Source organism: Pseudomonas sp. HN2-3 (assembly GCF_020691745.1).
GTDB classification, from domain to species: Bacteria; Pseudomonadota; Gammaproteobacteria; order Pseudomonadales; family Pseudomonadaceae; genus Aquipseudomonas; species Aquipseudomonas capeferrum.
The window spans coordinates 3,408,195-3,429,559 of record NZ_CP085704.1; the positions used below are offsets into that span (position 1 = coordinate 3,408,195).

A 21,365-nucleotide genomic window follows, 5' to 3' on the forward strand; every position below is an offset into this window, starting at 1 on the left:
GCAGGCTCCAGTGTCGTTAAGCCTTGCGCGAAATGCGGGCTGTTCAGCGATAGAACCATCGAGCGAGCGAAAAATTCAGTGTATCTGCCTGGCCTGACCGTCCGTCGTTGAAACCCGGCATCCACTCCAACACTCGCGCTACACCCCTTTCGAATCGGTATGAACGTTCTCAGCTGAAGGAGCTTCTGCCATGCGCGACTACCCCACCCCACCCTTCCCGTCACAGCCGCAAAACGTGCCAGGCGCTCAACGCAAGATGGAGCCCTACCCCGATTGTGGCGAGCAGACGTACACCGGCAGCGGCCGGCTCGATGGCAAGATCGCGCTGATTACCGGTGCCGACAGCGGCATCGGCCGTGCGGTGGCTATTGCCTATGCCCGCGAAGGGGCAGACGTTGCCATTGCCTATCTCGATGAGCACGACGATGCCCAGGAAACCGCGCGCTGGGTCAAGGCCGCAGGCCGGCAATGCCTGCTGCTGCCCGGTGACCTGCGGCAAAAACAGCAGTGCTACGACATCGTCGACAAGACCGTGGCGCAATTTGGCCGTATCGACATCCTGGTCAACAACACGGCGTTTCAGATGGCACATGAGTCGCTGGATGAAATCGACGATGACGAGTGGGTGATGACCTTTGATGTCAATATCACTGCTATCTTCCGCATTTGCCAACGGGCCTTGCCGTCGATGCCCAAAGGCAGCTCGATCATCAACACCAGTTCGGTCAACTCCGATGACCCCTCGCCCAAGTTGCTGGCCTATGCCGCCACCAAAGGCGCCATCGCCAACTTCACTGCAGGCCTGGCGCAATTGCTGGCAGACAAGGGCATCCGGGTCAACAGCGTTGCCCCTGGGCCAATCTGGACGCCGCTGATCCCGGCGACCATGCCCGATGAGGCTGTGAAGAACTTTGGCTCGGGCTACCCGATGGGCAGGCCGGGGCAGCCCGTCGAGGTGGCGCCGGTGTACGTATTGCTCGGGTCCGATGAGGCCAGCTATATCTCTGGCGCGCGCTACGCAGTAACGGGCGGCAAGCCTGTGCTGTGAAATGCCCTGGCCTTTGCCAGCTCAACCGCTGCCGGCGAAGTTCACATCATTGGCATCGTCGTAAGTGTTGCGGGTTGCACATTCGAACTCGGCTTCGGCGCGTGTTGAAAAACTCAAACTGAGGCGGATCTTGTCTTGTGTGTCGTATAAGTCGTAGCCCTCGCCCAGGGCACTGGGGAAACCGATGCGCCGAGGCAAGATCTCTTTCTGACGAGGTACGGCGGGAACCACAACAAATCGCCTATGCATGATCAGCCCTCTTCCGGCAGTTCTTTAGTATTAGTCTGACTATGACAAAGACTCAAGACGACTCATGCAAAGTTTTTTAATTCGCAGCCTCCAATGCCAACAGCACCGAGGCTATTGGAGCCACAAATGCCGCTCCCCCAGTTGTTCAGGCGTTTTGTCTGAATCTGGCGCAATAAATGAACAGCCTCAAACGGTCACGGAGTCACAACTGAACACAGACCTTCCTGTGTTCGAATAGAGGTATGCGGTCATGGCTAACAATCAGGACAGGGGCGCAAATCAAGGCGACAACGCCGACTCCAAGGCCGGCGATGCAGGCCAAAGAGGTGGCCAGGGTGCAGGCGGTGACATGCCCGACAAACAAAAAGGCAGCCAGCAACCTGGGCAAAAGCCTGAAGACAAGATGAACAAGGATTGGGAACGCTCCAGCGACACCGGTAGCAAGGGAGGTCAGGCAGGTACTGATCAACCCACCGGGCAAAACCCGTCTGACCCTGGCCGTATGGGCGGCGGTCAAGCCGATCAAGGCGATACGCAGCACCAGGACAAAAATCGTTGATGCCATTGACCCCGGGGTGGCATTGCTGCCCTGGGGCCAGAACGCAGGCGCATGTCGCTAGAGTTTGAAGCGCACGTGAATCGTGCTTTTACGTTCACTGCGATCCACCGTGATCGCCAGGCTGCCATAGCCCGAATAGCTTTTTACCAGGCGCATGCCCAGCCCGGTACCGGTAGGTTTGGGGTAAGACTCCGGAAAGCCATCGCCCTCGTCCGATACCGTGATCAGGGCATGATCACCGTGGCCCATTACGCTGACATCCACCGTGCCTCTTCCATACTTCAGCGAGTTAGTGATCAGTTCGGATATCACCAGGCCCAGTGGCGCCATTCTTTCGGGCGCAAGAATGAACGTGTCAGCATGCAGCACTATCTTGCGGTCGGCCAATGCCTTGCCCAGATCACCCAGTAGCGCCTCTAGATAATCCGAGACGCGCACGTGTTGCGTTTCAGCATTCTGATAAAGACGCTCATGGACGCTGGCAATGGTCAATACCCGGGTCGCGGCTGTTTCCAGTTGCAGTTTGACCGCTTCATCAGCGGCCATGTTTGCCTGCAACAGCAATAAGGTGTTGACCAAGTGCAGGCTGTTCTTCACCCGGTGGTGGATTTCTTCCAGGTGCAGGTCGGTTTTATTCAACTTGGTATTTTGTGCATCGATCAACGATAACAATTGGGCTTCATGATGCCGACGTTCGGTAATGTCACGCGACACGGCAATAATCTTTGCAAATTCGCCCTGCTCGCCAAATATTGGCGCCACCGTCACATCCCACCATTTCGGCTCATTCTGCAGGGTCGGGCAGAACGCCTCGAAGCGCGCTGACTCCCCACCCGCTACTCTTCTGATAGCGTCCAGCACCACACTGCGGGATTCATCTGGCCAGATCTGCGGCCACGCCACCCCACGTATCTGAGCGAGGTCGCCGATGTGCAACAGGCACATGCCAGCATCGTTCATGAACTCGATATCGCCGCTCGCCGAGAGGATTTTCACGCAGTCAGGGCTGGCGTTCAGCACACTTTCGGAATACGGGTCCGTAGACTGCATTTCTGCGCCTGCCGTGATCCTTTCCACCGCCATGGAGATGACATTGGCAATGCCTTCCAGGAACACCAGGTCGCTTTCGATGAAGTCTTCGCCATTGCTGCTGTCCGCTTCGAGTACACCAAAGGGGGCGGTGGTGCCTCGAATAGGCACGTTGATCGCTCGCTCGATGCCGTATTTCTTGAGCAGCGAGGGGGTTCTGAAACGTTGCTCCTGCCCCAGATGGTTCGACAGCACAGGCCTGTAGGTCGAGATGGCGTAGCCCGCAGGGCTGGCGATATCGCCACCCACCGTGGCGTGCCCGATATCAGCGTCATCCCAACCCACACCATGGGACAGCAAAAACTCATCGCTGTCGGGTATCGGCGTAAGCACCTTGGCAAAGCGGGTGTCCATGCCCTTGGCCACGGCAGAGCAGGCTTGGGTCAGCAACGTATCCAGGTCAGACGACTTGAGTGACATGACGCCGTACTCGACCACCAGTTCATGCTGGCGATGAAGCCTGGCGTGCGACTTCTGCAACGCGGCGCGAATCGTTTCGTCAGGGGTTTGATGCATGGGGACGATATCCAAAGCTGGTTGAGATGCACGCTGAAACGGTTGCGCCGCTGTGCCAGACGTCACGTAACATAGCAGCAGATGCCAAGCTAAGAACATGGCTGACAGACGTGAATTCAGCTATCTGGTTTATCACCGCTCATCGCCTGGGCGCAACGACGAAAACAGTCTAACTGCGCGGCAAGCAGATGCGCCCTGCGCTACCCAAGGCCTATTCGCACCTTATGGAGCAGGTCACTGACCTGAAACGGTTTGATCAGCAGGTCCATCCCGGTATCCAGGAACGCCTGACGATCCAGCGCAGTCTCGGCGTAGCCGGTTATGAACAGCACCGGTAGCGCCGGGCGGTAACTACGCGCCATATCCGCCAGTTCGCGGCCGCTCATGCCTGGCAGCCCGACATCGGTCAAGAGCAATTCGATACTGGCGTCTTCACGCAAGCAGTCCAGCGCCTGTTCGGTGGTTTCCGCCAAGGTGCAACGATAACCCGCATCGGCCAGCACTTCTGCCACCGACAGGCGTACCGAGGCCATGTCTTCGACAACCAGCACATGCTCGCCGGCGCCCTGGTGGTTCAACGGCGACGCTTGCTCCTCACAGGCCACCTGACGGCTACTGGCCGGCAACATCAACGTCACCTCGGTGCCCTGCCCTGGCACGCTGCGGATCGACACATGCCCGCTCGATTGGCGGGCAAAGCCGTAGATGGTCGACAACCCCAGCCCGGTACCTTGGCCGACCGGTTTGGTGGTGAAAAAGGGGTCGAAGACCCTTTCCAAAACCTCAGGCTCGATGCCAGCGCCATCGTCGCGTACGGTCACCGCCACATAGGGGCCGTCTTGCAGGTAGGCATTGCCGTGCGACCAACTCGCGGCAGTGTTGACCCAGATATGCCCACCCTGGGCCAAGGCATCACGGGCGTTGATCACCAGGTTGAGCACTGCGCTCTCCAGCTGGATCGGGTCGACCAGGGCAATCGTCGGCTCGCTGGAAAGCGCCAGCTGCAGCACGATACGTTCGCCAATGGTGCGGGTGATCAGCTCTTCAAGCGAACGAACCCGTTCGTTGACGTCCACTGGGCGGGTGTCGAGCGGTTGCTGACGTGCGAACGCCAACAGCCTGTGGGTCAGCGATGCCGCGCTCATGGCCGAACTGAGCGCAGCGTCTGCGTAGGTGGGGATTTTCTCCAGTTGGTTCTGCCCCACCCGTTTGCGGATCAGTTCCAGGCTGGTAATGATACCGGTCAGCAGGTTGTTGAAATCATGGGCGATCCCGCCTGTGAGGCTGCCCAGGGCATCCATCTTCTGCAATTGCAGCAATTGCGCCTCGGTCTGCGCCCGCTGCGCCATTTCCCGCGCCAGGCGGGTATTGGCGTCGTCCAGGCGCGCCAGGTGCGAGCGCTCACGGTGGCGATGCTCGGTGACGTCCTCGACAAACACCAGGCATAACCCCGGCGCCCGGTAGGGCGAGAGCTGCCATTCGGTGTCGCGTTGCAGGCCGCGCACGCTCATGCCCAGGGTGCCACGCCAGCGCCGGCCATCGGCCATGTGCTGGCGCAAGGCGACAATGGCGGCATGCTGGCCGTCGACAAAGCACTCCTGCAGTGTGTCGGGGTTGCGGTTGTCCTGGATCAGCTGGGCAAATGCACGGTTGCACTCATGCACCTTGAGCCCGGCATCGAGCACGGCGATCGGTGCCGACACATTGTTGAAAATTTCCCGGAAGTTGGCCTCGCTTGCGCGCAGTGCCCGCTCGGTATCGCGCACCCGCATCAGGGTCCGCAGGGTGGCGACCAGTACATCCGGGTCCACCGGGTGCACCAAGTAGGCGTCGGCACCGGCATCGAGCCCGGTAATGATGTCGCCGGTCTGGATCGACGCCGCCGACACGTGAATCACCGGCAGCAAGGCGGTCTCAGGGTCGGCACGGAGCAACCGGACAATATCGAAGCCGCTCATGTCGGGCAGGTTGACATCCAGGATCAACCCATCGATCTGCTCACTGTGGATCAGTGTCAACCCCTCGCCACCGGTGCCCGCTTCGAGGATCTGGTAGCCATGCAACGCCAGGCGCCGGCGCAGGGCATAGCGGGTGGCTGCGTTGTCGTCGACGATGAGCAGGCGAATGTCAGGGTTCATCAGCGCCCTCCTGAGCCAAAGCCAGCGGAATGATGACAAAGAACGTGGAACCGGCGCCCGGCACGCTCTCCACCCCCACCTCGCCGTCCAGCAAGGCAGCGAAGCGTTTGCACAGTGACAGACCAAGGCCGGTGCCGCGCAGGCGTTTTTGCAGCGGCGAGTCGATCTGGGCGAAGTCTTCGAACAAGCCACCCAGCAGCTCAGGGGCGATGCCGATGCCGGTGTCGGTGACAGCGAAACGGATCTGGTCGCTGCCCAGCAGTTGCGCCGACACCCGCACCTCACCGCGGGTGGTGAACTTGAGGGCATTGGCGATGTAATTGCGCAGGATCTGCGCCAGTTTCTTGTCATCGGTGTAGATCCGCGGCAACCCCTCCGGCTCTTCGAAGATCAGGTCCACGCTACCGGTGTCGACAATCGGCCGGAACATCCCGCGCAAGGCGGCGAACAGGTCGAGCATGTCGAACCAGGCTGGCGAGATGGTGATACGCCCGGCCTCGATCTTGGCCAGGTCGAGCAGGTCGTCGACCATGTCGCTGAGTTCGCGCGTTGCAATGCTGACGAAGGCCACCTGCAATTGCTGCTCCTTGCTCAGCGGCCCGTCCACCTCATCGGCGAGCAGGCTGGTGATGCTCAGGATCGAGCCCAGCGGCGTGCGGAACTCATGGCTCATGTAGGAAAGGAAGCGGCTTTTCAGGTCCGATGCCTGGCGTAACTGCTCGGCTTGGGTGTCCAGCTCTGCGTAGAGCGCCAGCACCCCCTGGTTGGTTTCTTCCAGTTCTGCGCGCAGCGCTTCATTTTCGGCCTGCAGGCGTGCCACACAGGCAGCCTGCGCGGCGCGGTTTTCGGGCGTTGACTCAGGCATGCACGGTCTCCAGGTCGAGCAGCAGCACAGTCACATCGTCCCGCCCACGGCAGAAGTCGCGATGCAGTACCGCAGCGATCACGGCCGGGTGGCGGTGCACCAGGCCCGGGTAGGCTTGGAGGTTCCAGCGAGATTGCAGGCCGTCACTGAACATGATCAACAGATTCCCCTTCACATGAGCGTAGTCGAACACTTGCCCCTTGCGGTACTGACCACCGACGATGCCCGGGTGAGAGGCCAGGCCACGCGGTCTATCGCCACCGACCAATGTTGCGCCAATGTTACCGATGCCGATGAACTTCACGCTGTCGTGCCCCCCTTCATACTGGGCAATCGCAACAGCCCCACCGCGCGTACCTGCCATGGCCTGGTGCAATTCGCCCAGCAGATGAAGCGGTGCACTGAACGGGCTCTGGGCGAACGCCTGGGCACCGGCCTTGGCGGCGCGTTCAGCCTCCTCGCCATGGCCCAGGCCGTCGATCAGCAACGCACTCAAACGCTGCTCGCCGAGCGTCACGTGCCACGTATCACCGCAGGCCGGGTCGTCATGCAGCGAATGCTGGCTGATACCCAGGCGAATGTCCCTGGGCGTATCAGCCTGTTTATAAAGGCGCGCCAGCACCACGGCCCCTTGGGCATCGCTGTGCACATCGAATACCTGCGCCAAGCGGCTGACAGCGCCCAGGCCAATACCCGCGGTTGCGCCGGTGGAGTAACCGTCGACCAGGCAATGGTTGAGGTCGAAACCTTGGCCGCGATCCACCGCCATCAGTTCGATGCCAGGCTGGCTGGCAGGGCCAAGCACGCGCAGGTGCAGTTCGCCGCATTTGGCATGCTTGAGCACATTGCTGGCCAGTTCGGTCGCGACAATGGCCGCCCGGCCCGCATCGGTGGCGTCAAAGCCCTGCTGTTCGGCGAGTTTCTGCACGACCCGTCGGGCGTGCCCGACCTGGGTAGCATCGTCAATGCGCAGGACCTGGGTCAGGCTTGCAGTCAGGTTCATATCCATCGGGTGATCATTACCCGGGTGCCTCGCCCGGGAGCGGTATCCAGCTCGAACTCATCGACAAGGCGTCGCGCCCCGGTCAGGCCCAGGCCCAAGCCACTGCCGGATGTCCAGCCATCGGTCAACGCCAGTTTGATGTCGGCAATGCCTGGCCCCTCATCCCGGAAGACCAGACGTACACCCGTACGGCCGGCCTCTTCGATGACCTCCCAGTCCATGTCGCCACCCCCGCCGTACACCACGGTATTGCGGGCCAGTTCACTGACGGCCGTGACCAGCTTGGTCAGGTCGACCAGGCGCATGCCGCAGTCACTGGCGAGCTTGCGCGTCAATTGGCGGGCCAGCACGACGTCCTGTTCGATGCGTACCGGCTGGCTGCCATGCTCGCGAATGGTCATGGGCGGCCTACCCGCTTGCGCAACAGGTGCATGCCACGATCGACATTGAGTGCAGTGCTGACCCCGGGCAGGGTTAGCCCGAGCTCCACCAAAGTGATCGCGACCGCTGGCTGCATGCCGACCAGGACGGTCTCGGCATCCATGATCCGTGACAACCCCGAAATAGTGGCGATCATGCGGCCGATGAACGAATCGACCATGTCCAGCGCCGAGATGTCGATCAGCACGCCCCGGGCGCTGGTGTGTTCGATGCGATCGGTAAGATCGTCCTGCAGGCGCAGTGCCAGTTGGTCATGCATGTCGACCTGGATGGTCACCAGCAGGAACTCGCCCATTTGCAATATGGGGATACGCTCCATTGCCTCACACTCGCTCGCCAGCAGTGGTACCCAGGCGCGACAGCGCCAGTTTCAGCGCATCGGCCAGGTTGGACTTGGTGGTCAGGGTGCCCAGGTCCAGGCCCAGGTGCACGATGGTTTGCGCAATCTGCGGGCGCACGCCGCTGATGATGCAGTCGGCGCCCATCAGGCGGATGGCGGTTACGGTCTTGAGCAGGTGCTGGGCCACCAGGGTATCGACCGTCGGCACACCGGTGATGTCGATGATGGCGATTTCCGAGCCTGTGTCGACGATGCGTTGCAACAACGACTCCATCACCGTCTGGCTGCGCTGGGAGTCAAGCGTGCCGATCAATGGCAGCGCCAGTACGCCCTCCCACAGTTTCACCACCGGGGTGGACAGCTCCAGCAGTTCCTCTTGCTGACGCTTGATCACTGCCTCGCGGTTTTTTTGGTAGGTGCGGATGGTGTGCAGCCCGAAGGCATCGAACAGTGAAGATATTTCCCAAAGCTGTTCGGCCAGCAGCGCGGGCTGCTCGCGGTAATGGGCTTGAAGCAGGTCGAACAGCGGCCCTTTCAGGGCAAAGATGAAGAACGCGGTCTGGTGGGATTCCTGACCGACCTGCGCACGGCTGGCAGAGAGTTTTTCCAGGAAGCGGCGCGTCTCCTCCCAGCCTTCGGCGCCAATGTGGGTGCTGCTCTCACGGCCCAGGCCGTCGATCACCAATTGCAGGAAATCACGGGTCTCCTGGCGCAGGTCCTGTTCACGGATATTACGCGCCGCCCCCTTGGCTTCGAGAGCTTCAAGCCAACTACGCTGCAACTGCGCCTGATTGCCGACAATCGCTTCCAACGTACTGCTTTGCAGTGCTGCCATGTCAAGTTCGCTCCGATATGCCTAGCCGGTGCCCCGAGAATCGTGCCGGCTCCGGAAAGTGACATTTGCCGATGAGAATAGTTGTGGCGATCGGCAAATAATTGCATTGCGCCACCGTGTGTGGGACTAACTTTAGGCCAAGTTTGTGGGGTGCGTTGGTGGCGACCGTCTTCGAGATAGGGTGGCGGCGGCTAGTGTTCTCCCCTTATCTCCCGCCAAGCACATCGCAGCCCTACTACCTTTCCGAAGCGCCTTTCAAACCGGCAACTCGGTCGTCAACTTGATCTTCTCCATAGGCACTTCAGTCTTGACGTTCTGCACCACGCTCAGGCTGGTCAGGTGCGCGATCTGGAACCGACGGTAAGCGTCCAGGTCCGCCGCGACCACCCGCAGCAGCAAATCGCAATCGCCCGCCATCACATGGCACTCCACCACTTCGGGCAGCAGGCGCACTGCCTCGACGAATTCATCGGTGGTCTGCTGGTCCTGGCGCTTGAGCCACACCCGCACGAACAGGGTCAGGCCCAGCGCCACCTTGGCCGGGTCCACCAGCGCCACGTAGCGCTCGATCACCCCCGCTTCTTCCAGCAGGCGCACCCGCCGCAAGCACGGCGAGGGGGATAGCCCCACCTGCTTGGCCAGCTCCTGGTTCTGTAGACGGCCGTCGCGTTGCAGCGCCCGCAGGATACGGCGATCGATAGCGTCGAGTTTGATTGGCATGCAAAACCTTTAAATGGAGTTTCTCGGCATCTGATGCCAAATCCTCGGCGCATGCGCGCAACTACGCAAGCCAATTTCAGCGATACATTGAAATAATTTGCCTCCACTGGAGGAAGCCATGACAACCCTTGAACCCTTACTGAACGCTTCACCCGCGCTGGTGCTGCCGCTGCTGGGCGACCTGCGCAGCTACGGATTGGACATGGCCTTTAGCGCAGTCTTGCTGGTGCTGCTCAACGGCATGTGGCGAGGCGTGCACGCCGCCATGCCCTGGCTGTTCAGCCTGATCACGGCTGACCTGTTCTACCTGCTGATTCCCGGTGCCTGGTACGTGCTGGCGGGTACGCTGGCGGGCCTGGTCGGCGCTTATCTATGGGCAAAGCCATGATCGGCGCCGCGCCGGGCTGCCTGCTGGTCGCCTTGCTAGCGCCCTGGTTGGTCTCTGGCTCCCCAGCCGACCTCGTCGCCCTGGCGCTCACCGCGTATGCCGCTTCACGGTATTGCCTGTTACCGGTGGTGCTGTTCGCCATCATCGTGACCGCCGCGTTGCGGGCGCTACTGCCCGCCTGAGGCGAGCATGCCGGCTGCGGGCAAGCTTTCTAGAAATGCATCGATCTGCCGGCCGCCGCGCAAGTGCACGGTAGGAACATCGGGCCCGAGCGCCTGGCGCAGTGCATCGATACCTGGGCGGTAGCCACGGTCGAACTGCCACACGAAATTCAGGAACGTCAGGAACGCCCGGTCGAGCTTCTCTGTACACCCCGCGGGCAGGTCCGACCGGGGCCGGTTCATCACGCTGCGTACGATCACCCGCTTGAAGCAGGTCAGCCGAGGCGTATCGAGCCAGATGACCAGGTCGGCACGGGGCAGGCGCAGGTCGAAGGTGCGCCGGGCATAGTTGCCTTCACACACCCAGGCCTGCCCCGCAATCGCTGCACCCACCCGGGTGCGGAACTGCTCGGCGTCAGGCTCGACCCAGCCGGGCTCCCAGAACAGGGTGTCCAGGTGAACCACCGGCAGGCCGAGGCGCTTGCCCAAGGCGCGGGCAAGGGTCGATTTGCCGCTGCCGGCATTTCCCAGAATCACAATCCGTTGCATGGCGGCTTCCTGTGGCGAAAAAAGCCGGCGATTGTGCGGGTTTTGGTCGGGCAACCCAAGACCAGAATGCGATCACAGGCGCCGAATTACACTTTCTTACTCTTTCACGTGTGTTCCAGGAAGACTGACCCTCACCAACTCGGCAAAGTACCGCGCACCGGTCACCAGTATTTCATCGTTGAAGTCATAGCCGGCATTGTGCAGGGGCGTCGCTCCGTCCTGCCCCTCTGCGCCGTTGCCAATGAACACGAAGTTGCCTGGCACCGTCTGGAGGAATGCGCCGAAGTCTTCGGAAATCATCATGGGTGACACCTCTGGGTCTACGGCCTTGTCACCCACCACATTGCGTGCAGCTGCAATGGCAATGTCGGTATTGTTCGCCCAGTTCACGGTCGGCGCAAACTCGTGGCTGTACTCGAACCTGCAGGTGGCGCCATGCATTCGGCAGATGCCTTCACTGATCTCGCGCATGCGCTGCTCAAGCAGACGCTGCACCTCAGGGCTGTAACTGCGGGTGTCCCCTTTGATCGTCACATGCGTGGGGATGGCGTTGCGAATACCGTCGGTGATGAATTCGGTGCAGGAAACCACTGCAGGCAAGCTGGGGTCGACGTTGCGCGAAACGATGGTTTGCAACGCCAGTACGATCTCGGCGCCAATCACCAAGGGGTCGATACCCATGTGCGGCCGAGCCGCATGGGTGCCCCGCCCTTGGATATGGATGACGAAGTTATCTTCGCTGGCCATGATCCCCCCGGCGCGCGTGGCGATATGGCCTGCCGGCATGCCTGGCATGTTGTGGGCACCGTAGATGGCATCCACCGCAAAGCGCTCGAATAACCCGTCCGCCATCATCGCCTTGGCACCGCGGCCGTGCTCCTCGGCCGGCTGGAAGATGAACCTGACGGTACCCTCGAAGTCGCGCCGACTGCACAGAAGCGCTGCAGCGCCCAGGACCATTGCCATGTGCCCGTCGTGGCCACAGGCATGCATCTTTCCAGGGTTGCAGGACGCGTGAGCGCGCCCTTTCGCCTGCTCGGTGATGTTCAAGGCATCCATGTCGGCGCGAATGCCGATTACCCCACGCCCTTCCCCGACTGTCAGGCTTGCGACAACCCCTGTTCCGCCTATTCCCCTGTGCACTTCCAGGCCTAGACCTGTGAGGATGCTGGCAACCTCGTCTGCTGTCGTGAACTCTTCGAATCCGGTTTCAGGGTGGCGATGGAAGGTGTGCCGCCATTGCTTGATGCGCTGCTCGAATGCTTGCTCGTTGCTCATGCTGGAAGTCTCCTGTTACTGGGTCAGCGAAGGGTGTCGATCAGACGGTTGAGGTATCGAGTGCGCCGCGTCGTCGTTGTGCCAGACACTGCTCTCGGCCAGATACGGGGTGCGGTAGCCACTGCGAACCCCCAAGCGATAGAACGCGAATGCGACAGCTGCCACGACGGCCATGTCCACACCCTCAGGCAAGATGCCAAGCCCGCCAAATGCTTCACTGCCGATGCAGGACACCAGCGCCATGGCCGGCAAATAGCCGATCAACCACACTGCGGCACGCACCTCACGAGCAAACCCCGTCCAGCCGCTTTTGGCCTGGTAGTAGAAGTACAGGGGCAAAGCACCGATCACCAGCAGGATGACCTGGCCGGTCAATGGCCAGCGCGCCCAGTACAACACCAGCGATGCACAGATGAAGGCAAATGGCGCTATGACGGGCATGCCATTCAAACGCAGAGGGCGTTTGACATCGGCTGCATGCACCCGCAAGGACATCACGCTGACGGGGCCTGTCAAAAACGAAATGATCACCGCGACAGAAATCACCGCAGCCAGCGTGCCCCACCCCCGGAAGAAGAACAGGAAGACAAAGCTCACCGCCAGGTTCAGCCACATCGCCTGACGCGGGACGCCATACAGGGGGTGGAGGTTGCCGAACACCTTGGGCAGCGTGTTGTTCTTCTCCATCGCATAGATCATTCGCGCAGTGGTCGCGGTATAGATTGCCCCCGTACCCGATGGGCTCACGAACGCGTCCAGATAAAGCAGCATCGCCAGCCAGTTGAGGTTCAGCGCCAAGGCCAGCTGCGCCAACGGCGAGTCAAAGTTCAGGCTGTGCCAGCCCGAAGCAATGCTTTCAGGGCTTACTGCCCCGATGAAGGCCACCTGCAGCAGCACGTAGATGATCAAAGCGATCAGCACCGAGCCGATCAACGCGAACGGGATGCTACGCCCCGGGTTGCGGGCCTCCCCGGCGAGGCTGACCGGGCTCTGGAAACCGTTGTAACTGAATACGATGCCGCTGGCGGCAACGGCCGTGAACACGGCTGACCACCCATAGGGGGCGAAACTGGAGACTGAACCGTCACCAAAGTTCTCGCTGTTGAAGCAGGCCATGCTCAACGCCACCGCAGTCAATGCAGGCACCACCAGCTTGAACACGGTAATGGCCGTGTTGGTCTTGACGAACAGTTTCACCCCCCAGTAATTGAGGGCGAAATACACCAGACCAATGCCCCGCTGCCGACCAGCCCTGTGCTGGTCAGTTCACCCTGATGCACCAACGCCCTCGCCCAGGGGAATGGCCAGGAGGCCATGTACTGGACCGAGGCAATCGCTTCGATGGGGATGACTGAAACGATCGAGATCCAGTTTGCCCATGCGGCCATGAAACCCACCAGCGATCCATGCGAGTACCGTGCGTAGCGCACCATGCCGCCTGATTCCGGGAACATGGCGCCCATTTCGGCATATGTGAGGGCGATCGCAAGGACGACGACTGCACCAATCACCCATGCCAGGATTGCAGCCGGCCCGGCAATGGCCGAAGCGTGCCAGGCGCCAAACAGCCAGCCTGAGCCAATGATGGAGCCGAGGCCGGTCAGCATCAGCGACCACGGGCTGATGTCTCGTTTTATCGTGTTCATGGAGTCTCCGATTGTTGTTCTTGTGTGGAGCACCCAAGCGCTTGGCCCAAGCCCTTGGGTAAACCTGCCTAGGGCTCAGGCGGCGGGCGCCCAGGCGCTCTGGCGGGCCAGCACCGACTCCGCGCTCTCGCCGAGCAGCTCGGCGTAGACACCGGGGGCGGTGGCGCCTTCGGTGCTGATCAACAACACCCGTGAATTGGCGTTGATGCCCAGGTCTGTAGCGCGGCCTGCGCCTTCGACCAGGCAACCGAGAGCAGCCAGCCCGGCGACACTCGATTCACCCGCCACCAGTGGAATGTCCCGCGCACTGCCAGCGGCCAGGCGGCGCATGGCTGCGATGGCCTGGTCATCTTCGATGGTCATGAAGTAATCGACACTGGCGGCCAGGAACCGCCAGGCCAACGGCGAGGTTTCGCCACACGCCAGCCCGGCCATCACCGAGTCCACCGAGCCGGTCGCCCGTGCCGGTCTGCCGGCAAGCGCACTTTGGTACAAGCAATCGGCCTGCACCGGCTCAACCATGATGAAGGTCGGCCGGTCTGCCCCGTACCGCTCCCACAGGTAGCTGACGATGCCTGCCGCCAGGCCACCTACCCCGCCTTGCAGAAAAACATGGGTGAAAGCAGGTTGTGCCGCAGCCGTAGCCGTCGCCTCGACGATTTCCGCCGCGATAGTGCCGTAGCCCTGCATGACATCACGGGGGATCACCTCGTAACCGTCGTAGGAGGTATCGGAAACCACCACCCAGTGGTTGCTGGCGGCCAGGGCAGCAGCGTGCTCGACAGATTGGTCATAGTTGCCAGTGATCCGCACGATCTGTGCGCCGTAGGCGGCGATGGCCTGCTCGCGCTCGATACTGACCTGCGCATGCAGCACGATCACGCAGCGGCAACCCATGCTTTGCGCGGCAGCCGCCAGCCCTTTGCCGTGGTTGCCATCGGTGGCACTGACCACGGTGAAGTCCGCCAGCACCCCGGCGTATTTACCGTCCAGCAGCCCATGCGGGTCAAACTGCTGTTCAGGGAAGGTCCGCAAGACCAGCCGCACCAGCGCGATGGGTGCGCCCAAAGCCTTGAAACTGCCCAACACCGAGCGCACGGATTCGTCTTTCACCATGATCTGCGCCACACCAAGCGCACCTGCCAGGTCAGGCAGGGAATACAAGGGTGTTGCTCCCGCATTGAGCTGTGACCAGTGGGACAGCCACTGGCGGCTTTCATGGGCCTTGGCGATGCTCATGACCGCTTTTAGCGAGTCCGGGTAAGGCTGGCGGCTGGCCTTGGGGTTGGCGATAAACATGCAGCACTCCTTTCAACAGGCAACAAGACGCCCCTACCGCTGCATTCAGGCCTCAGCGGGTTGGGATCGAGAGAAGGAATCAGCCGATGGTGCGCAAACGGTGCCGGAAGCCCCGGTCTTGCACCCTGATCAACCTATGGAGAAATTCTATTCAGCTGCTGCGCACTAGAATCTTGATTTTCAGTGAAGACATGAACTTCTATTACGATTTACATCACTCCACACCCTTTCCATTACGGACTATTCACCATGCCCCTCGATCACTTCGACCTGGCCTTGCTCGACGCGGTGCAGCGCGACGCTGGTACTTCACAACTGGACCTTGGCAGCCAGGTCAATCTCTCCTCCGCAGCGGTAAACAGGCGGCTGAAAAAGATGACCGAGGATGGCGTCATTCGCGGCACCGTTGCACAGGTAGATGCGCAAAAGCTTGGCTACACACTCACGGTCATCGCTCAGGTGGAAGTCGAGAACGAGCGACTGGATTTACTCGACGCCATGAAAAAGACCTTTCTGGCCTGCCCGCAGGTGCAGCAGTGCTTTTATGTCGCCGGCGAGTGCGACTTTGTGCTGATCCTGCTGGTGCGCGACATGGAGCAGTACACGCAGCTCACGCGTGAACTGTTTTTTCAGAGCAACAACGTGAAGCGGTTCAAGACGCTGGTCTCGATGAGCAATGTGAAGACGGGAGTATTCGTACCTACCCTGGATTGAGGCGCGCACAGGTGCGCGGCGACTCTGCCCCCTAGGTACCAACCTGTATGCCGTAACAGCATGGTAATAAAAGAATATTGGTATTAGACGGCATAGTTATGCCGTTTTAGTCTTCCCCTCACCCGGCGGCCTTGCATGTGCACACATGTTCCTAGCCCGCCCCTCCCTGTTGCGCCCTGCCACAAAAATAACTAACAGGCACTCACCGATGCTTAACAAACAGGCTAACGCTCGCTGGCTTGCCGGCACCCTTGCGACTTTTTTCTCCCTCTCCCCGGTTATGGGCAAGGCCCAGCCAGGCTTGCTCGAAGACAGTTCGCTGACCATGAACCTGCGCCATTGGTACTCCCATGAGACAGGCCATAAAAGCACCTATTTCCTGGCTCCAGACAAAGGAAGCGCGAAGCCGGTCAACGACCGTACGGCTTGGTTGCAAGGCGCCAGGCTCGATTTCGTCTCAGGCTATACCCAAGGCCCGGTTGGCCTGGGTATCGACCTGTCGCTGTATGGCGCGGTAGCGCTTGAACGCAGTGGGTTGGCGGCAGCCGGCGGCAGCAGCAGGCTGCTCGTGGAGCGCGACGGCGATGTGGTCGACGACTGGGGCAAGGTCGGTATCGCAGCGGCCAAACTCAAGGCCGGCCAAACCGTGATCAAGGTCGGCAGGCAGCAGGTACGCACCCCCGTCATGGACTATGCGGACACCCGGACCTTACCTGCGTCGTTCGACGGCGTGTCGCTGGAAAGCCACGACCTCGGCGCACTGACGCTCAAGGCGGGCTACTTCGACCGGGCCACGCCACGCACCGGCGCAGGCAGCGAAGACCTGACGTCGACCATGACCACGCGCAAGGTTGAAAGCGATTGGGTTGCCTATGCCGGCGGCGATTACAACCTGAACACGGCAGCAACGGCCAGCCTCTATCTTTCCCGCTTCGATGCCATATGGGACCGCGCCTATCTGGGCTTCAACTCCCGCCACGAGTGGAACGCTGCCTGGGCTAGCGAAGTGCAGGCCGACCTGTATCACACCCGTTCCAGCGGGCGTGAACTGGCCGGGGCAATCGACCAACAGGTCTACGGCCTGAGCCTGACCCAGCGTTACCTCAACCACTCGGTGAAGTTCGGGCTGCAGCAGGTGGTCGGGGACGAGTACTTCGATTATGTCGGCGAATCCAACGCCATTTCACTGCCCAACACCATGCTCTCTTACTACAACGGCCCCAACGAGCGTTCGTTTCAAGTCAAGTACACCAATGACTTCACCGCCTACGGCGTGCCCGGCCTGAAAACCATCCTCTGGTACATCAAGGGCTGGAACATCGACGGCACCGCTTACGACGGCGGCGCCAACGCAGCCTACGGCTGGGCGTCGAGCCAAAACGGCGAGAGCCACTACGAAGTGGGCGCCTTTCTCAACTACGTGGTGCAGTCCGGGCGCATGAAGAACCTCAGCGTCCTCACCGGCAACGCCTGGCATCGCGCGAGCCGCAACCAGATCGAAGGCAATCTCGAAGAGTTCCGCCTCATCGTCAACCTGCCAGTGAAGCTCTTCTGAGCGCTGCAGCAACGCCCCCCTTCTAAGGAGAACCTCCATGAAACCCTTGTTTGCCGTACTGATCGGCTCCCTGCTAGGCGCGCCAAGCGTGCAGGCCTGGGCCAGCATGCCTGATGGCACCTGGGTAAAGCACGCTGCCTTGAAGGTCGAGGACGAGGTCGTGCGGATCCGGCGACAGATTCACCAGCATCCGGAGCTGGGCAACCAGGAGTTCCAAACGGCCCAGCTGGTTGCCAAGCAGCTACGTGAACTGGGCATCGAGGTGCGCACCGGCATTGCCCGTACCGGCGTGGTCGGCGTGCTCAAGGGCGGTAAGCCTGGGCCGGTCATGGGCTTGCGTGCCGACATGGATGCTTTGCCCGTGCAGGAACAGACCGGCCTGCCGTTTGCCAGCAACACGGTTGCCCAGTACCAGGGCAAATCATCCCCAGTCATGCATGCCTGTGGCCACGATGCCCACACGGCCATGCTGCTCGGGGCGGCACGGTTACTGGCCGAGCATCGCGAACAGGTGGCCGGGACCGTGGTGTTCATCTTCCAGCCGGCTGAAGAAGGTGGCGCGGACATCGACAATTTCACCCAGGGTGCCGAGGTGGGGGCACGCAAGATGATCGCCGAAGGCGTGCTGACCGACCCGCCGATCGAGGCGCTGTTCGGCCTGCATGTGGTGGCTGGCATCCCGACCGGTGAGCTGCGCTACCGCCCCGGCGCGACCATGAACAGCGCCGATGGGGTGCGTATATCGCTGCAAGGTGTGCAGGCCCACGGCTCGATGCCGTGGAAGAGCAAGGACCCGGTAGTCGCCGCAGCGCAGGTGGTCACCAGCTTGCAAACCCTGGTAAGCCGCCGGGCAGACCTGACCCAAGGCATGGCAGCTGTCACCATCGGCAGCATTCACGGTGGCACTGCGCCGAATGTCATCCCGCAGGACCTGACGATGCTGGGCACCCTCCGCACCAGCAACAACGACATCCGCAAGACCCTGCTCGGCGACTTGCCAAACCTGGTGGAGCACATCGCCCTCGCCCACGGGGTGGCCCCCAAGGTGGAGCTGTCGGAATACGCCCCCGTGCTGATGAACGACCCAGCGCTGACCCAGGCAATGGTTACGGCGCTGCAGCGCGCCTCCGATGGCAAGGCAGCGCGGCTGGATTACACATTCTCCGCCAGCGAAGACTTTGCCCACTATGCCACCCAGGTGCCCAGCCTGTTCGTGCTGCTGGGTGCCACCCCTGCCGGCCAGGACATGAGCAGCGCACCGGTCAACCACAGCCCGTCGTTCACTGTGGATGAAGCCACGCTGAGCACCGGTGTACGCGCCCACGTCGAGTTTGTGCTGGCCTACCCGGCCTACGCCCAAGCGCGCCAGGCCGTGCGTTGAGTTTGCTTCAAGCCCACCCGCTACGCGCGCGCTATCACCCCGGGTGCCGCGCCGCGCAGCTTTGATCAGAGAGATGAACAATGCAAATCTGGAAGTGGAGTGCCACCGAAACGCGTGCACGGATCGCGGCAGGTGAAGTCAGCTGCACAGAAGTCGTCACGCAGCACATCGATCGCTGCGAGGCGATCAACCCCAGCATCAACGCTGTGGTCACCCGCAACTACGAACAAAGCCTCGCGCAGGCTCGGCGGATGGACCAGCAGCGCCGCGCCGGTGACACGCTGCCGCCACTGTTCGGCGTGCCGGTCACGGTAAAGATCAATGTCGACCAGGCAGGCTACGCTAACTCCGATGGGGTTCCCGCCCTGGCCGCGCAACGCTGCGAACACGACGCACCCGTAGTGGCCAACCTGCGCAAGGATGGGGCGATCATCATTGGCCAGACCAACACGCCGGAGTTCAGCACCCGCTGGTTCACTGACAACCCGCTGCACGGTGCCACCTCCAACCCCTGGAACGCGGCGCTGACGCCGGGTGGCTCGTCAGGTGGCGCAGCGGCGGCCGTGGCGTCAGGCATTGGCTGTATCGCCCATGGCAACGATATGGGCGGCTCGCTGCGCTACCCGGCGTACTGCTGTGGCGTGACCACCTTGCGCCCGTCCATGGGCCGCATCGCGAACGGTTCGCCCGCCTGTGAACAGGGCCGCCCGCCGATTTCCCAACTGTTTTCGGTGCAGGGTCCGATCGCGCGCAATGTGCAGGACTTGCAACTGGCGTTTGCGTCGATGAGCCAGCCCGCCGCCCTCGACCCGGACTGGCGCGCCGGGCGCAACGCCGGGCGCATCGATCGCCCCATGCGCGTGGCCTGCTGCATCGACCCGTTCGACAGCGGTGTCAGCCCGGCAGTGGAACGTGCCATAGCCACCGCGTGCCTGGCGCTGACCGAGTCCGGGCACCAGGTAGAACAGGTTCGCCCGCCACTGGCCCTGGAAGGCGCGATGCTTTGGGGGCGATTGGTCGCCGCCGAATCCACTGCATTGTTCGTAGAGGGTGTCGCACGCCATGGCTCAGCGCAGATCAACGAGGTGGTCAACGGCATGAATGCCCACTTCGGTGCCTCCGATGCCGGTCAGCTGCTGCGCGACTTGCGCCTGCGCAACCTGATCCGTCGCCAATGGAACCTGTGGCTGCAGGCCTACGACGCCGTGCTGATGCCGGTCTCGGCCCAGGCGCCGTTCGCGGACAACTATGACCTTGGCGCCCCGGCACAGCTTGAAGCGCTGCTTGAGGCCCAACGCGCGCTGTACTTGGTGAACCTGCTGGGTTTTCCAGCGGTTGCCGTGCCGACCGACGTGCAGGCAGACGTACCGCAAGGTGTGCAACTGATCGGCGCCCCCCTGGAAGACGAGCGCTGCCTGCAACTGGCAGCAGACATCGAACGCCACTGCGGGGTGTTCACGCCCGCACTGTGGAACAAGCAACAATCCTTCAGCAACAAGAGCCTTTGACATCATGACCCGATTCATCAGCGTTTCAGACCTCAGCGAGTACTTGTCCGGTCATGGGGTCGATACCCTGCTGCGCCGCCTGACCGACTACATCGAAGATGATTTCCGTCGATGGCAGGCCTTCGACAAGTCTGCACGGCTGGCCAACCATAGCGATGTCGGCGTCATCGAACTGATGCCCATCGCCGATGCCGGGCGTTATGCCTTCAAGTACGTCAATGGCCATCCAGGCAACATCGAGCACAACTTGTCCACGGTCATGGCCTTCGGCGTGCTGGCCGATGTCGCCACCGGCTACCCGCTGCTGCTCTCGGAACTGACCCTGACCACTGCAATCCGCACCGCTGCCACTTCAGCACTGGCGGCCAGGTACCTGGCCCGTGACGACGCGAAGGTGATGGCCTTGATCGGCAATGGCTGCCAGAGCGAGTTCCAGGCCATCGCGTTTCACACCCTGCTGGGTATTCAACGGGTGCAGTGTTTCGATGTGGACCCTCGCGCCACGCAAAAGCTGCTGCACAACCTCAAGGACTATCCAGGCCTTGAGGTGGTTGCCTGTGAATCGGCCGAGGCGGCCGTGCACGGCGCGGATATCATCACCACGGTAACCGCCGACAAATGCCTGGCCACCATCCTCACCTCGGACATGGTGGCGCCAGGCATGCACATCAACGCCGTGGGCGGCGACTGCCCCGGCAAGACCGAGCTTGACCCGCAGGTGCTGCGCCAAGGCACGGTGTTCGTCGAGTACGAGCAACAGACGCGTATCGAAGGCGATATCCAGCAACTGCCCGGTGATTTTCCGGTTACCGAACTGTGGACCCTGATCGCCAATGACCGACACGGTCGCACGAGCAAGGACGAGATCACCGTGTTCGATTCGGTGGGCTTCGCCCTTGAGGACTACTCGGCCCTGCGCCTGCTCTACGAGCTGAGCAGCCAGGAAGGCCTTGGCAGCAGCATCGAACTGGTCCCTGAACTGCCCGACCCCAAGGACCTGTACAGCCTGACCAAAGATGGCCGGGCAACGCGCAGCCTGCACAAGGTTGCCTGACTTCCGGCACACGTGCGACCGAGGCCCAC

At 61.6% G+C, this 21,365-nt stretch carries 22 protein-coding genes and 1 pseudogene; 9 read left to right on the forward strand and 14 right to left on the reverse strand.

Annotated features, from left to right (window positions below; translation table 11 throughout):
• Positions 1-190 precede the first annotated feature (190 nt).
• Positions 191-1,048 carry an SDR family oxidoreductase gene (locus LJX93_RS15525; protein ID WP_227696158.1) on the forward strand — a complete coding sequence of 286 codons (858 nt, stop codon included), beginning with the start codon at positions 191-193 and terminating at the stop codon, positions 1,046-1,048.
• A 21-nt stretch (positions 1,049-1,069) separates the two neighbouring features.
• Here the strand turns inward: LJX93_RS15525 and LJX93_RS15530 are convergent, their stop codons facing one another.
• A complete protein-coding gene (locus LJX93_RS15530; RefSeq protein WP_033698508.1) occupies positions 1,070-1,303 on the reverse strand; it encodes a hypothetical protein in 234 nt (77 codons plus the stop codon).
• 244 nt (positions 1,304-1,547) lie between these two features.
• Between LJX93_RS15530 and LJX93_RS15535 the strand changes: the two genes are divergently transcribed.
• Positions 1,548-1,856 (forward strand): hypothetical protein, encoded by a 309-nt coding sequence (locus tag LJX93_RS15535; RefSeq protein WP_033698510.1) that lies wholly within the window; start codon positions 1,548-1,550, stop codon positions 1,854-1,856.
• A 57-nt stretch (positions 1,857-1,913) separates the two neighbouring features.
• On the opposite strand, the gene LJX93_RS15540 is transcribed toward LJX93_RS15535, so the two are convergent.
• The 8 genes from LJX93_RS15540 to LJX93_RS15575 form a co-directional block, all read right to left on the reverse strand.
• On the reverse strand, positions 1,914-3,461 hold the full coding sequence (locus LJX93_RS15540; RefSeq protein ID WP_033698512.1) for a sensor histidine kinase: 1,548 nt from the start codon (positions 3,459-3,461) through the stop codon (positions 1,914-1,916).
• Positions 3,462-3,661: 200 nt separating this feature from the next.
• Positions 3,662-5,599: a response regulator gene (locus LJX93_RS15545; protein WP_227696159.1), complete on the reverse strand. Its 1,938-nt coding sequence runs from the start codon at positions 5,597-5,599 to the stop codon at positions 3,662-3,664.
• On the reverse strand, positions 5,589-6,464 hold the full coding sequence (locus tag LJX93_RS15550) for a sensor histidine kinase (protein WP_227696160.1): 876 nt from the start codon (positions 6,462-6,464) through the stop codon (positions 5,589-5,591). Before LJX93_RS15550 ends, LJX93_RS15545 begins: the two co-directional genes overlap by 11 nt.
• A complete protein-coding gene (locus LJX93_RS15555) occupies positions 6,457-7,473 on the reverse strand; it encodes an ATP-binding protein (protein ID WP_227696161.1) in 1,017 nt (338 codons plus the stop codon). Before LJX93_RS15555 ends, LJX93_RS15550 begins: the two co-directional genes overlap by 8 nt.
• Positions 7,464-7,868: an ATP-binding protein gene (locus LJX93_RS15560; protein ID WP_033698519.1), complete on the reverse strand. Its 405-nt coding sequence runs from the start codon at positions 7,866-7,868 to the stop codon at positions 7,464-7,466. Before LJX93_RS15560 ends, LJX93_RS15555 begins: the two co-directional genes overlap by 10 nt.
• Positions 7,865-8,227, reverse strand: a complete 363-nt coding sequence (locus LJX93_RS15565) for an STAS domain-containing protein (protein ID WP_033698520.1) — start codon at positions 8,225-8,227, stop codon at positions 7,865-7,867. The genes LJX93_RS15560 and LJX93_RS15565 overlap by 4 nt, the downstream gene beginning before the upstream one ends.
• Positions 8,228-8,231: 4 nt before the next feature.
• Complete coding sequence (locus LJX93_RS15570; RefSeq protein ID WP_033698521.1) at positions 8,232-9,083, reverse strand: STAS domain-containing protein; 852 nt, start codon at positions 9,081-9,083, stop codon at positions 8,232-8,234.
• 255 nt (positions 9,084-9,338) lie between these two features.
• Positions 9,339-9,803, reverse strand: a complete 465-nt coding sequence (locus LJX93_RS15575) for an Lrp/AsnC family transcriptional regulator (protein WP_081874722.1) — start codon at positions 9,801-9,803, stop codon at positions 9,339-9,341.
• 154 nt (positions 9,804-9,957) lie between these two features.
• On the opposite strand from LJX93_RS15575, the pseudogene LJX93_RS15580 reads away from it, so the two are divergent.
• Together LJX93_RS15580 and LJX93_RS15585 are read left to right on the forward strand one after the other, a co-directional pair.
• Positions 9,958-10,191: pseudogene (locus tag LJX93_RS15580) on the forward strand (branched-chain amino acid ABC transporter permease); the annotation flags it as partial.
• Positions 10,176-10,373 (forward strand): hypothetical protein, encoded by a 198-nt coding sequence (locus tag LJX93_RS15585; protein ID WP_050506073.1) that lies wholly within the window; start codon positions 10,176-10,178, stop codon positions 10,371-10,373. The pseudogene LJX93_RS15580 and the gene LJX93_RS15585, both read left to right, overlap by 16 nt.
• On the opposite strand, the gene LJX93_RS15590 is transcribed toward LJX93_RS15585, so the two are convergent.
• The 5 genes from LJX93_RS15590 to LJX93_RS15605 form a co-directional block, all read right to left on the reverse strand.
• Positions 10,359-10,901, reverse strand: a complete 543-nt coding sequence (locus tag LJX93_RS15590; RefSeq protein WP_033698523.1) for an AAA family ATPase — start codon at positions 10,899-10,901, stop codon at positions 10,359-10,361. The two genes, LJX93_RS15585 and LJX93_RS15590, sit on opposite strands and share 15 nt — an antisense overlap.
• 96 nt (positions 10,902-10,997) lie before the next feature.
• A complete protein-coding gene (locus LJX93_RS15595) occupies positions 10,998-12,179 on the reverse strand; it encodes a M20 aminoacylase family protein (protein WP_227696162.1) in 1,182 nt (393 codons plus the stop codon).
• 15 nt (positions 12,180-12,194) lie between these two features.
• On the reverse strand, positions 12,195-13,403 hold the full coding sequence (locus tag LJX93_RS15600) for an APC family permease (protein ID WP_265106047.1): 1,209 nt from the start codon (positions 13,401-13,403) through the stop codon (positions 12,195-12,197).
• The gene (locus LJX93_RS27315) at positions 13,373-13,825 is read right to left on the reverse strand and encodes an APC family permease (RefSeq protein ID WP_265106048.1); all 453 of its coding nucleotides are present in this window, start codon (positions 13,823-13,825) and stop codon (positions 13,373-13,375) included. The genes LJX93_RS15600 and LJX93_RS27315 overlap by 31 nt, the downstream gene beginning before the upstream one ends.
• A gap of 75 nt (positions 13,826-13,900) precedes the next feature.
• A complete protein-coding gene (locus LJX93_RS15605; RefSeq protein ID WP_033698526.1) occupies positions 13,901-15,124 on the reverse strand; it encodes a diaminopropionate ammonia-lyase in 1,224 nt (407 codons plus the stop codon).
• Positions 15,125-15,373: 249 nt separating this feature from the next.
• Between LJX93_RS15605 and LJX93_RS15610 the strand changes: the two genes are divergently transcribed.
• The 5 genes from LJX93_RS15610 to LJX93_RS15630 all read left to right on the forward strand — a co-directional run bounded on the left by LJX93_RS15610 (position 15,374) and on the right by LJX93_RS15630 (position 21,336).
• Positions 15,374-15,838, forward strand: coding sequence for an Lrp/AsnC family transcriptional regulator (locus LJX93_RS15610; protein WP_227696163.1), 465 nt, complete (start codon positions 15,374-15,376; stop codon positions 15,836-15,838).
• Positions 15,839-16,046: 208 nt separating this feature from the next.
• Positions 16,047-17,393, forward strand: coding sequence for an OprD family outer membrane porin (locus tag LJX93_RS15615; protein WP_033698528.1), 1,347 nt, complete (start codon positions 16,047-16,049; stop codon positions 17,391-17,393).
• A 37-nt stretch (positions 17,394-17,430) separates the two neighbouring features.
• Positions 17,431-18,774 (forward strand): amidohydrolase, encoded by a 1,344-nt coding sequence (locus LJX93_RS15620; protein WP_050506074.1) that lies wholly within the window; start codon positions 17,431-17,433, stop codon positions 18,772-18,774.
• A gap of 80 nt (positions 18,775-18,854) precedes the next feature.
• Positions 18,855-20,282 (forward strand): amidase, encoded by a 1,428-nt coding sequence (locus LJX93_RS15625; protein WP_033698530.1) that lies wholly within the window; start codon positions 18,855-18,857, stop codon positions 20,280-20,282.
• 4 nt (positions 20,283-20,286) lie between these two features.
• Positions 20,287-21,336 carry an ornithine cyclodeaminase gene (locus tag LJX93_RS15630; RefSeq protein ID WP_033698531.1) on the forward strand — a complete coding sequence of 350 codons (1,050 nt, stop codon included), beginning with the start codon at positions 20,287-20,289 and terminating at the stop codon, positions 21,334-21,336.
• Positions 21,337-21,365 lie beyond the last annotated feature (29 nt).

Bases quoted from the DNA above. Each gene is read 5' to 3' on its own strand.
- LJX93_RS15525 (WP_227696158.1), top strand. From the start codon at position 191: ATGCGCGACTACCCCACCCCACCCTTCCCGTCACAGCCGCAAAACGTG.
- LJX93_RS15535 (WP_033698510.1), top strand. From the start codon at position 1,548: ATGGCTAACAATCAGGACAGGGGCGCAAATCAAGGCGACAACGCCGAC.
- LJX93_RS15540 (WP_033698512.1), bottom strand. From the start codon at position 3,461: ATGCATCAAACCCCTGACGAAACGATTCGCGCCGCGTTGCAGAAGTCG.
- LJX93_RS15545 (WP_227696159.1), bottom strand. From the start codon at position 5,599: ATGAACCCTGACATTCGCCTGCTCATCGTCGACGACAACGCAGCCACC.
- LJX93_RS15550 (WP_227696160.1), bottom strand. From the start codon at position 6,464: ATGCCTGAGTCAACGCCCGAAAACCGCGCCGCGCAGGCTGCCTGTGTG.
- LJX93_RS15555 (WP_227696161.1), bottom strand. From the start codon at position 7,473: ATGGATATGAACCTGACTGCAAGCCTGACCCAGGTCCTGCGCATTGAC.
- LJX93_RS15560 (WP_033698519.1), bottom strand. From the start codon at position 7,868: ATGACCATTCGCGAGCATGGCAGCCAGCCGGTACGCATCGAACAGGAC.
- LJX93_RS15565 (WP_033698520.1), bottom strand. From the start codon at position 8,227: ATGGAGCGTATCCCCATATTGCAAATGGGCGAGTTCCTGCTGGTGACC.
- LJX93_RS15570 (WP_033698521.1), bottom strand. From the start codon at position 9,083: ATGGCAGCACTGCAAAGCAGTACGTTGGAAGCGATTGTCGGCAATCAG.
- LJX93_RS15575 (WP_081874722.1), bottom strand. From the start codon at position 9,803: ATGCCAATCAAACTCGACGCTATCGATCGCCGTATCCTGCGGGCGCTG.
- LJX93_RS15585 (WP_050506073.1), top strand. From the start codon at position 10,176: ATGGGCAAAGCCATGATCGGCGCCGCGCCGGGCTGCCTGCTGGTCGCC.
- LJX93_RS15590 (WP_033698523.1), bottom strand. From the start codon at position 10,901: ATGCAACGGATTGTGATTCTGGGAAATGCCGGCAGCGGCAAATCGACC.
- LJX93_RS15595 (WP_227696162.1), bottom strand. From the start codon at position 12,179: ATGAGCAACGAGCAAGCATTCGAGCAGCGCATCAAGCAATGGCGGCAC.
- LJX93_RS27315 (WP_265106048.1), bottom strand. From the start codon at position 13,825: ATGAACACGATAAAACGAGACATCAGCCCGTGGTCGCTGATGCTGACC.
- LJX93_RS15605 (WP_033698526.1), bottom strand. From the start codon at position 15,124: ATGTTTATCGCCAACCCCAAGGCCAGCCGCCAGCCTTACCCGGACTCG.
- LJX93_RS15610 (WP_227696163.1), top strand. From the start codon at position 15,374: ATGCCCCTCGATCACTTCGACCTGGCCTTGCTCGACGCGGTGCAGCGC.
- LJX93_RS15615 (WP_033698528.1), top strand. From the start codon at position 16,047: ATGCTTAACAAACAGGCTAACGCTCGCTGGCTTGCCGGCACCCTTGCG.
- LJX93_RS15620 (WP_050506074.1), top strand. From the start codon at position 17,431: ATGAAACCCTTGTTTGCCGTACTGATCGGCTCCCTGCTAGGCGCGCCA.
- LJX93_RS15625 (WP_033698530.1), top strand. From the start codon at position 18,855: ATGCAAATCTGGAAGTGGAGTGCCACCGAAACGCGTGCACGGATCGCG.
- LJX93_RS15630 (WP_033698531.1), top strand. From the start codon at position 20,287: ATGACCCGATTCATCAGCGTTTCAGACCTCAGCGAGTACTTGTCCGGT.